The sequence below is a fragment of the Bacillus sp. RB3 genome (assembly GCF_030164735.1).
GTDB lineage: Bacteria > Bacillota > Bacilli > Bacillales > Bacillaceae_G > Bacillus_A > Bacillus_A cereus.
In genome coordinates this window covers 1-464 of record NZ_JASNGE010000104.1, presented here as the reverse complement: position 1 = coordinate 464, position 464 = coordinate 1, and the positions used below count along the sequence as shown (strand labels likewise).

Below are 464 nucleotides of genomic sequence, written 5' to 3'. Positions count from 1 at the left end.
GAGGCAAAGATTTATGCAGAAGTCATTGGATATGGTGCAAGTTCAGACGCATACCATATCGTAGCTACACATCCGGAAGGTAAAGGTGCTTATCTTGCAATGAGAGCAGCTTTAAAAAATGCCAATATATCGCCTGAAGAAGTTGATGTTATTAGTGCCCATGCAACAAGTACAAAAGTGGGGGACATCTCTGAAACGATGGCTATTAAGCAACTGTTTGGAAAACAAGCTTATCAGATTCCGGTAACAGCTAATAAATCTATGCTTGGTCATATGTTAGGGGCAGCTGGTGGAGTTGAAGCAATTGCTTTAGCAATGAGCTTAAAGGAAGGGATAGTTCCTCCAACAATTAACTTAGAAAACCCTGATCCATTGTGTGATCTGGATTATGTACCATCTGTTGCTCGCCAAGTGAAAATAAATATAGGTCTATCTAACTCATTTGGTTTCGGAGGTCATAATGC

At 40.3% G+C, this 464-nt stretch carries 1 protein-coding gene; it reads left to right on the top strand.

Going from position 1 to position 464, the window contains the following annotated elements; genetic code table 11:
* A partial coding sequence (locus QO049_RS30525; RefSeq protein ID WP_481748643.1) for a beta-ketoacyl-[acyl-carrier-protein] synthase family protein occupies positions 1-464 on the top strand: 464 nt, incomplete at both ends.